Consider the following 10,000-nt stretch of genomic DNA (forward strand, 5'->3'; position numbering starts at 1 on the left):
CAGGTGAATCATGAAACCGGGGCCGCTCGCAACTCTGACGACACGGAAAAAACTGATAAGTCGCCTCACTCCGATGCCTCCCCTCCACCGGAGACAGCAACGGCCAACTCTGTGAAGCCGCCGAACGCAGGCCACGGAGCACCCTCCCCAAGCAAGGGGCTGCCCTCGGAGAACCAAACTTCATCCTCCCCGACCAGCGAATCAGATCCAGCGACCGGCGGCCAATCCAGACCCGGTGGTGTTCCTCCGCCAAACCGCACCTCAAACCCAGGACCAACCTCTGGCGGGGCAGCGCCCCGTGGGGAGTACACGGTCGTTGTGATCACAACTGAGGACCCCCACGAAGTTCGTATGTTCTATGATTTTCTAGCGGAACTGGAGAAGCACTGGGTCACTTAGACGAGGTCGAATTCATAGGGCTCCGAACCTTAAGCAACGTAAGACTTGGATTTGGATCCGCAGGAAGTGCTGCAGCCTCGTTTGCGGAGGGGTGAAGAGGCAATATCCGCTTGGCCTTCTCTCACCTCCGCTACGCTGCACGGGCTGTCGGCCGCGCCGGAAAAACCGAGAACCCCAGAGGCCTATGTTCCGTTCCCCACCCTTCGCTTGTCGGCGACTTCATCGCGGATCGCCTGGAGGTAGCCGAAGCCATGCTCCACCTCGGGCTCGAGGAAGCCTCCCTCCGTCCACTCGTTCCAGGCGTAAACCGTCACAATCCGCCGACCTGGGGGGTGCCGCTGCGCGCGAGTGATGGCTTCATGCAATGCCACCCGGAACGCCACGGGCGTGTTGTCCACCAGCACCGCTCCGTGCGGATACGGCCCGCCGGCTAGCGGCCGATCCGGCGGCACCCGCGGCGTCGAGTCCCACCCCACCGTGACGTTGGGGAAATGGGGAACCTCCAGGTTCGCCCACCGGCGATCCCAGCTTCTAAAGTACGCCGCGGCCGCCGCATCGTAGCGCGCGGCCGGAAATGACCCCCTCATCACCTCAAAAACGGCGGGCTCATGAATCCAAACGTAACCAGTCACACTGTCCGCACCCAGCGAGCGCACAACACGTGCCGGATCGGCCTGTTTGACCAGCTGGTAATCCACCAGGTTCAGGTGAATCTCCCCCAACCCCGCCGCGCGCACGCGCGCCCGCCACGCCTCCAGCGCCTCGCGCGCCGCCGCTTCTCCCCCCAATCCCCTCACGAACGTCGCCACCTCGTAGATGCTAAAATACAGCGCGCCATTTACCCGCCAGTAGGTTGGTGCGGTGAAATATCGCATCGCAACATGCGCGGCCATTCGCTCAAACTCGTCCCGCGGCACCGCGCCCCGGTGAGGCGGCGTCGTGCGCAGGTCATGGTTCGCCCACATCAGCGCAAACCGCAAACGTTCGCGATTGGTCGCCCCCAGGTACCCCTCCTCCAGCGCCCGCTCGAGATACGGTCCGGACGCGGTCCAGTACCAACAGAAAATCCACGCGGACACCCCGTGGTCTGCCGCCGCGTCAATTTTGCGGGCCATGACCACGGGATCCGCTTCGTCTTCCATCCCCCAGAGCGGTCGTCTGGGCTGACGGTGCCCGGGAAAGCGCGGCACCGCCCGCTGAAGAGTGCCCCATTCACCGAAGACTTCGTTCGTGCCCACCTGCCGCCGGTGCCAGTTCGGGAAATAGTACGCCGCCACTTGAACGCCCGCCGACTCCGCGGTCGCGGCGTCCCGAACGGCCGAGGTCTCACTTGGCTCCGCTGCGCCGGCGAGCAGCGCGCCCCCGCACACGATCCCCAGCGTCCAACGCTCGGACGATCCGCGCTTTGAGCTCGCCCATCTTTGGACCGGATCGCCCCTGCGCACCGCCCGTGCTCGCGGTAACCGGACAACCGCCAGCAGTGCGCACCTCATTTTCGCCGGGCCGCCGGCTGCTGCACATGACGTTCCGCCGCGCGGCGCTGTGGCTGCGACGCGTTGCCATCGTTCCAGCGAGGATCCTCCCACCGCGGCGGCCGCATTTGCGCATTCCAGCGATCCCATAGCGCCTGCAGCTCGCTCACCAACTCCGGCTTCGCGGCTGCCAGGTCCTTCGCCTCACCGGGATCTTCCTTCAGGTTGAAGAGCCGCACCGGTTCATTGAGCCCCGCCTTCACCAGTTTCCAGTCGCCCCGGCGCACCGCGAATTGAACGCCGAACCGCCAGTACAACGCCTCGCGATCTAGCCGGTCGGTTTTTCCCTCCAACAGCGGCAACAAGTTGACACCATCGAGTTGCCACTCGGGTTGGATCGGCACGCCTGCCGCCGCCAGCGCCGTGGGCAACACGTCCAGCTGAATCACCGGCACGTCGAGCACCCGCCCGCCCGGAATCCGGCCCGGCCACTGCACCAACCACGTGACGCGGATTCCGCCCTCGTAGAGCAGCCACTTGCGCCCCCGAAGGCCGCCCATCTCCGCCAGCAGCGAGGCTCCGCCATTGTCGCTGATGCAAAACACCAGCGTGTTCGACTCCACGCCCGCGCTCCGCAGCGCACCGAGCACCTCGCCGATCGCCTCGTCGAGCTCCGTGAGCATCGCCGCATAGGCCTGTTCGCGCCGCGGCCGATCTGCGAACCGCCGCAGCGTCTCCTCGCGCGCCACCACCGGTGAGTGCACCGCATTGAACGGCACGTACAGACACCAGGGCCGATCGGCGTGCCGCCGAATGAACGAACCCGCCTCCCGCGCATACAGCGGTGAGGTGATCGGCGCCTCCGGTGGATCAGGCACCCGCTCGTGGCCCCGGAAAAAGAACCCGCCGCCCTCGCCAATATTGCCCGACGTGCCGAACGACTCGTCGAACCCGCGCGACGCCGGCAGGTGCTCGCGCGCCGCACCGAGATGCCACTTGCCGATCAGCCCGGTCACGTATCCCGCCGCCTTCAACCGCTCCGCGATCGTTCGCTCGCCCGCCGCCAGCGCTCGCTCGCGCCCGGCTTCCGTATCGCCACTGGCACAGTTGGCGTCGTGACCGGTCCGCGCCTGATACCGGCCGGTCATCAACCCGACGCGGCTCGGCGAGCAAATGCATCCGGACACATACCCCTGCGTGAAGCGCACGCCATTGGAGGCGATCGAGTCCATGTGCGGCGTCGGCACCAGTCGCCCCCCATAGCAGGAGGGCTGCGCCCAGCCCATGTCGTCCACGAAGAAGATCAGCACGTTCGGCCGCGGCGCCGCCGCCGCGATGGCACCCCACATCACCACCGCACCCGCGATCACCGTCCGCTTTGCTTGGCCCACCGTCCGCCTGTTCATCTGGGTTTCACCTCCCACGCTTCCTGCTACTGCCCACGATCAAACTGCCACGTCTGCGGTCTGCCCCGCGACGGCACCAGCTCGATCGAACGGAGCTCCACACCCTCGCCGCCGCGCGGCCAGAACACACGAACATGGACCAGCCGGCCGCGCACGGGCAGCGTCACGGACGTGATGCTCCATTCGTTTGTCGCCGGCCAGTCGAACTCGACGATGTTCTCCGGCGCGAAGTCCTTTTCGCGCTTCGTCCGCCAACTGAGCGCGGCGCGTCCACCTTGCCGCGCACGCACAAGAAGCGTCGCCCGGACGGGTCCCGCCAGGTCCAAACCGCCGCGGGTCAGGAACACCCGCCCCTTCCCGTCGCCGTCGGGTACGATCGTGAGCGCACCGTTCGTGACAACCAGCCGGCCGTTGCGCGCCATCCAATCCGCCCTCGCCGAACCGGCATTCGGCGCGGCCACCTCGAAGTCGCCCGCAAAAATCCTGTGTTCGACAAACAAGCTTTCGTGATGCGCGTCGCTCGTGGTGGCTAGGCCCGGCGGCCGGAGCGTCGCGCACCAGTCCTTCAGTTTCGCCTCCAGACGGGCCGCGATTTCCGGATACTCGCAGATGCGGTTGCGATCGTACGCCTCTCCCTCCGGCGTCGTCACATCGAACAACCCGCGTTCGCGGTCGCCAATCACAACGAACTTCCAAGGAAACTCGAGCACGGCCGCCTGCGACGTCCATCGCCAGTACAGCGCGTCGTGGGGCGCGCCACTGACCTCTCCGCAGAGGTACGGCAGTAGATTCACGCCGTCCAGCTCCGCCGGAGGCGGCAGTCCCGCCGCCGCCAGCGCCGTCGCGGCGAAATCCAGACTGATCACGGGATGCTCATACCGTTGACCGCCCGGGATTCGTCCCGGCCACGCCACCAGGAAGGGCACGCGGATTCCGCCCTCGCTCAACATGCCTTTTTGGCCCCGCAGCGGAAGGTTGAGCGATCCGTTCCAGGCGCTCCCGAGCGGCGCACCATTGTCACTGATGAAGAAGATCACAGTGTTGGTGTCGGCCCCCATTCGGTGGAGCTGCTCCCGCAGCCGACCGACGCCCTCGTCGATCGCCGCCAGCAGCGCCAGCGCCTGTCGGCGCTCGCGAGACAGATTCGTCGGCGTGGCGGAAAACCAGGGCTCGGGCGACTCGAGCGGCACGTGCGGCGCCATGTACGCAACGTACAGGAACCACGGCCGCATCGGGCGTTCGTCTGCCCGGCGGCGCAAAAATCCGAGCGCGGCCTCCGTCTGCGTGACGACGCGGCACTGGTTCGTCACGGACACCGCCCGGGGTGCATCCGGCAATGGCGATCCGTCCAGCCCGTGCGAGGCAATGTACTCATACATCGTGCCGCAGAAGTATTCCTCAAACCCCTGACGGTGCGGCAGGTGGTCGGTGCTGACCCGATTGCGCGACCGGCCATCCTCCGTCACGCGCTCGACCTCCAGATGCCACTTGCCGCTCATCCCGGTCGCGTACCCCGCCTCGCGCAGCCGCTCTGCGATGGTCACCGCCTCCAACGGCAGCCGTATGCCATTGTGTTCGACTCCCCACCGCTGCTGGTACATCCCCGTAAGCACGCCCGCCCGCGATGGCGTACATTGTGGCGCTGTCACATAGCCCCGTGTGCACAGCGCGCCGTCCCGTGCCAGTCGGTCGAGGTTCGGCGTGCGGACATGCGGGTCCGCCCCCTGCGCGCCGAGATCCGCCCAGCCCTGATCATCGGTGAAAATCAACAGCAGGTTCGGCCGCACCGCCACCTCCGCCGCACCGACCCACCCCGCAAGCAGCGCACCGCACAACATTTGAAATCGGGTCATCGGATCGCCCCCGCCGGTGCCGAGCCGTACCGCCGATTGAACTCTCGAACCGTCGCCAGAAGCTCCGGATCGTCACGACCGGTCAAGTTGTAGTGTGCCTGTTGCGGAAAATGCCAGACCCACAACGCGATCAGGTCCGCCCCCTCGCGTTCGAGGGCGTCCACCGCCGCGAGAACGAACCGTCGTCGGTCTTCCGCGCCTCCAGCCTCCGTTGCAAGTCCCAGCTCACCAACCAACAACGGCCGACCCGCCCGCCGCGCCGCACGGGCATATTCGGCGAGCATGTCGATGCTCTGTGGATGTCGCCCCTCAATTCGCGGCTCCGCCGGCCGCGCAGGTGGCGCCAGTGCGCCGTAGAAGTGCACGCTCCACACGTCCAGCGGCGCCGGGTGCTGAAGTGCGAATGAGGCCAGATGTTCGCCAAGCGTGTCCGCCGTCCAGTTCGGCCGAGGGTAACTCTCCCGCAACGCGCGGCTTTGCGCCCGAGGATGCGAATGGCCACTGGTCACCGGCCGGCCCGGGTCCAGCTCGCGCACCAGCGCCGCCATCTCAGCGAGGAACACCGACAGCATCGCGGTGGTCAGATTGTCCTGCGGTCCGCGCACCGGCCGAGTGCCGAGATGTGGCGCGCCCGCCCCCATCGCGCGGGGACGGGACGTAAAGTCGAGATCGGCCTCAAGGTTGTATTCATTGCCGATCTCCCACATCAGAATCACTGGCCGACCACGATACCGCCCCACCAATTCCCGCACATATCGTTCCATGGCCACCCGCGTTTTCGAGCCGGCGACCGCGATTGCCCCGCGCGGCTCGTCACACAGATCGGGCCACAGGAAACTCATCCAAAACAGGCTGGGCAACAACCGCACCCCCAGCCGTTCCGCACGCTCAACCACCGCATCCATCGCCGCCCAGTACGCCGTCGGCCGCTCGAAGTAGGCGCGCATGTCCCGCGGCCAAAACCCGCTGGCCCAAAACCGCACAAACGCAACGCCCGATGTGGCCGCGTCGTCCAGCGCCGAAAATGAGTTCGTCAGCCCCGCGTCTGCTTCCGTCAGCCACGCGGAAAACAGCGGCGGATGATTGACCCCGATCGCCCGGTACGGCCGCCCGCCGGCGATCAGTTCCTCACCTCGCACGCTGACTTGCTCAAACGCCGGCGCAGAGCCCGCGGTGCCGACGAGCACACTGATCAGCGCAGAAGCCACCCCCGCCGCGCTGCCCGCCATGTTCATTGAAACTCCCACGCCCGTCGCGCACCCGCGGCGCCACGAAACTCAATCCGGCGGAGCTCAATCGGTTCACGGTCCGCCGGCAGATACAGCCGTAGAATTCTTGCACGGCCCTCGACCGGCACATCCACCTGCACCTCCCGCCAATCTTCACCAGCCGGCACATCAAACGAGACGCACTGCCCTTGCGCAGGAAACCGACTCTGCTCCGTCAGAATCCACCGAACGTGCGCCGTACCCCCCGCCGGCGCCCGAATCGTCAACGCCATCCGCAGCGGTCCGTTGATCTGCACACGCCCCGTCCCGAGGAATGGCTCCGGCCCCGTCGCCGTGACTCGCAGCACGCCACTCGTCACGACCGCCGCACACTGACGGGCCACCAGTCCCTCCGTTGAGCCGCCAATCACATCGCCGGTGGTCCCCGGCCGATACGAGGGGTTCGGCCGCGGCATGAGCGCGCCGGTTCGTCGAACGAAGTCATCAATCAGCGCATCGAGTTCCCGCACTTTGGCTCGCATTTCTCCGGCAAGGTTTTTCGATTCACCGATGTCCGTGCGCAGATGGTAGAGCTCGCGCGTCTCCGGGTATTCAGGATGCGGCTCAAACCTCCGGATCAGCTTCCAGTCGCCCGCGCGCACGACCACGCCGGGGATCAAGTGGGGGAACCATACGAAATACGGTTCGCGGCGGAGCTCTCGGCCTTCCAGCAGCGCGGGCAGAAACGAGACGCCGTCCACCGTATGCGCGGGCGGCGACGGGCAACCGACCGCCTCCAAAATCGTCGGGAAGAGATCTACGCAGCCCACCACCGTCGCGTTCGTCGTGCCCGCCGGCACCCGGCCGGGCCAACGCACGATCAGCGGCACGCGGATGCCCCCCTCGTACAGCCGCCCCTTGCCCTCGCGTAACGGGTCGTTGTTGGTCGGCGGCTGCTCGCCAGCCCACCGTCGGTACGACTGGAACGTCAGGTGCAGGGGATGTCCGGGCCGCATCATCGTGCGCGTTTTGGGGTCCTGCGGCGTCCAGGAGTGCACATTGCCACCATTGTCAGAAAAGAACACAAACAGCGTGTTCGACGAGAGCCCCAGATCGTCGAGGCCACGGACGAGTCGCCCAAGATTCTCGTCCACCGTCTTCAGCATTGAGGCCATCACCGGATTCCCTTGCCGACCGGTGGGGTCCCGCTTGCGAGCGAACTCTGCGGTGTATTCCTCCTTGTGTTGAAAGGGGCCGTGGACGCTATAGAGCCAAAGATTCACATAAAACGGCTCCGCGCGGTGCGCCTCGATGAATCGCAGTGCCTCCGTCACTGTGCGGTCCGTGATGTGCTCGCCGGGCGGCCCGTCGGTGATCGTACCGATATACCGCGCACCGGCGCGAGGTTCCGGCACCACACCGTATGGCGAAAAATAGGACGGCGGGGCCGCATCCGGCGCGCAGTGCCAAGCGACTTCAAAGCCGTGTCGCTCGGGCCAGTACGCGGGCATCAGACCGAGATGCCATTTTCCAAAGTGCGCCGTGCGGTACCCTGCGCTGCGCAGCACGCGCGCGAGTGTCACGACATTGGTGTCCAAATAGGTTGCGCTCGTGGGGTAGATCAGCGGACGCGACGCCGGTGCTGAAGCCGTATACGGCGAGGTGCCGGCGGGCGGCGGCCGCAAGTGGCCGGTCGCTCCGGTGACCCGATGTCGCGCCGAGTACTGACCGGGCAAGATCGAAGCACGAGTGGGGGAGCACAGCGGGGTCGCGTATGCATCGGTAAACCGCATCCCCTCCCGGGCTAGGCGGTCGATGTTCGGGGTCCGGTAGTACTGCGAGCCGTACGCGCCGCAATCCATCCATCCCATGTCGTCCACGAGAAAGAGCACAATGTTCGGCGCACGCGCCGCTGCGGTGGCGGTCATCACTGCGATCACGAGCGAGCCCCACATTGGCGAGACCTGCGTTCGGTTGATGAGGTTCCAATCTATGATGCCCGACAGTGTCGTGCGGCACCACAGCTGCCGCCCGCGCGAGCCACTCGAGTTCCGGCACCGTCCGTACAACGCGGGGTGCCCCCATTTATTGCGGCGGCCACCCTCGGGGCTGCACGCACGCGGACGCCGCCACCCATTGTCCACGACCCCGCAACCGCTACAATCGCATTATGAATCGCAAGCTGATGCCGATCTTTCGTCGTCGCAGTATTCGCCGGTTTCGCAAGCGCGACGTCTCCGACGCTCAGGTGCGCGATCTGCTCGAGGCGGCGATGGCCGCACCGTCCGCGGTCGCGACCGATCCGTGGCGCTTTATCGTCGTGCGTTCGGCCGAAATACGGAACCGTATCGCCGACGGTCTGCCGCACGGCCAGATGTTGCGCCACGCACCGGTCGGCATCGTGGTGCTGGGCGACATCGAGCGCGCCCACGGCCGGTTGGAGTCCTATCTGCTGCAAGATGTGAGCGCCGCAATTGAGAACCTGCTGCTGGCCGCCTCGATGCTCGGCCTCGGCGCCTGCTGGCTGGGCGTGCATCCGCGGCCGGAGAGAATCGCTCACCTTCGCCAGCTATTCGGCCTGCCGTCGAACATTGTGCCGATCTCGGTAGTCGCGGTGGGCCATCCGGCGGTGCATCCGCGGCCGCGCACCCGATACCGCGCAGCCTACGTCCACCGCGAACGGTGGTGCGCGGCAACCTCCGCTGCAGCGCACGACGGAGAACGTCCCCGCTGCTGAGATCCTGACCGAGGCGCGTGGGCGGCCGGCGCGGCGGCCCACACCGCTATGGTTCGTCAGGCCGAAGACACAAAAAAACCGCCGGCCCGCATCCGCGGGCCGGCGGCGAATCAGCTCCCGGCAACGTGCTACTCTCCCGCGGCCACCGCCGCAGTACCATCGCCGCTGAGAGTCTTAACGGCCGTGTTCGGAATGGGAACGGGTGTTTTCCTCTCGCCATGGTCACCGGGAAAAAATCTGCACAGGACACTGGGAAAGCGCGCTCACCGCGCACGATGGCAGAAGCCGAAATCGTCAAGCCTCACGGCCGATTAGTACCGGTCAGCTTCACGGCTCACGCCGCGTCCACCTCCGGCCTATCAACCCGGTAGTCTTCCGGGGGCCTTCAGTCCCGCCGAAGCGGGAAGGGAGATCTAATCTTGGGGGGGGCTTGGCGCTTAGATGCTTTCAGCGCTTATCCTTTCCGCACATAGCTACCCGGCGGTGCCGCTGGCGCGACAACCGGAACACCAGAGGTGCGTAGTTCCCGGTCCTCTCGTACTAAGGAACTATCCCCTCAAATCTCCTGCGCCCACAGTGGATAAGGACCAAACTGTCTCACGACGTTTTGAACCCAGCTCGCGTACCGCTTTAATGGGCGAACAGCCCAACCCTTGGGACCTTCTCCAGCCCCAGGATGCGATGAGCCGACATCGAGGTGCCAAACCGCCGCGTCGATGTGGACTCTTGGCGGCGATCAGCCTGTTATCCCCGGAGTACCTTTTGTCCGTTGAGCGATGGCGCTACCACGAGCAACCACCGGATCACTTGGCCCTGCTTTCGCACCTGCTCGACTTGTAGGTCTCGCAGTTAAGCTCCCTTGTACCCATACGCTCTACACACGATTGCCGACCGTGTTGAGGGAACCTTCGGGCTCCTCCGTTAC

General features: G+C 65.9%; 6 protein-coding genes and 2 rRNA genes (1 of these 8 cut by a window edge). 1 reads left to right on the plus strand and 7 read right to left on the minus strand.

Going from position 1 to position 10,000, the window contains the following annotated elements; all coding sequences use genetic code 11:
* Window positions 1-581: 581 nt before the first annotated feature.
* From N2652_01345 to N2652_01365, 5 genes are all read right to left on the minus strand, one after another.
* Complete coding sequence (locus N2652_01345) at window positions 582-1,769, minus strand: glycoside hydrolase family 99-like domain-containing protein (protein MCX7817853.1); 1,188 nt, start codon at window positions 1,767-1,769, stop codon at window positions 582-584.
* 119 nt (window positions 1,770-1,888) lie between these two features.
* Entirely contained in the window at window positions 1,889-3,277 is a 1,389-nt protein-coding gene (locus N2652_01350; GenBank protein MCX7817854.1) for a sulfatase-like hydrolase/transferase, read from the minus strand.
* A gap of 26 nt (window positions 3,278-3,303) precedes the next feature.
* On the minus strand, window positions 3,304-5,130 hold the full coding sequence (locus N2652_01355) for a sulfatase-like hydrolase/transferase (GenBank protein ID MCX7817855.1): 1,827 nt from the start codon (window positions 5,128-5,130) through the stop codon (window positions 3,304-3,306).
* The gene (locus N2652_01360) at window positions 5,127-6,365 is read right to left on the minus strand and encodes a DUF4038 domain-containing protein (protein MCX7817856.1); all 1,239 of its coding nucleotides are present in this window, start codon (window positions 6,363-6,365) and stop codon (window positions 5,127-5,129) included. Before N2652_01360 ends, N2652_01355 begins: the two co-directional genes overlap by 4 nt.
* The gene (locus N2652_01365) at window positions 6,362-8,293 is read right to left on the minus strand and encodes a sulfatase (GenBank protein ID MCX7817857.1); all 1,932 of its coding nucleotides are present in this window, start codon (window positions 8,291-8,293) and stop codon (window positions 6,362-6,364) included. The genes N2652_01360 and N2652_01365 overlap by 4 nt, the downstream gene beginning before the upstream one ends.
* A 215-nt stretch (window positions 8,294-8,508) precedes the next feature.
* Between N2652_01365 and N2652_01370 the strand changes: the two genes are divergently transcribed.
* Window positions 8,509-9,075: a nitroreductase family protein gene (locus tag N2652_01370; protein MCX7817858.1), complete on the plus strand. Its 567-nt coding sequence runs from the start codon at window positions 8,509-8,511 to the stop codon at window positions 9,073-9,075.
* A gap of 115 nt (window positions 9,076-9,190) precedes the next feature.
* Here the strand turns inward: N2652_01370 and rrf are convergent.
* Window positions 9,191-9,305, minus strand: a 5S ribosomal RNA gene (rrf, locus tag N2652_01375).
* A gap of 60 nt (window positions 9,306-9,365) precedes the next feature.
* Window positions 9,366-10,000: ribosomal RNA gene (locus N2652_01380) — 23S ribosomal RNA — on the minus strand; it runs 2,326 nt beyond the window's last position.

Source organism: Kiritimatiellia bacterium, assembly GCA_026417735.1.
Taxonomy (GTDB): domain Bacteria; phylum Verrucomicrobiota; class Kiritimatiellia; order PWTM01; family PWTM01; genus CAACVY01.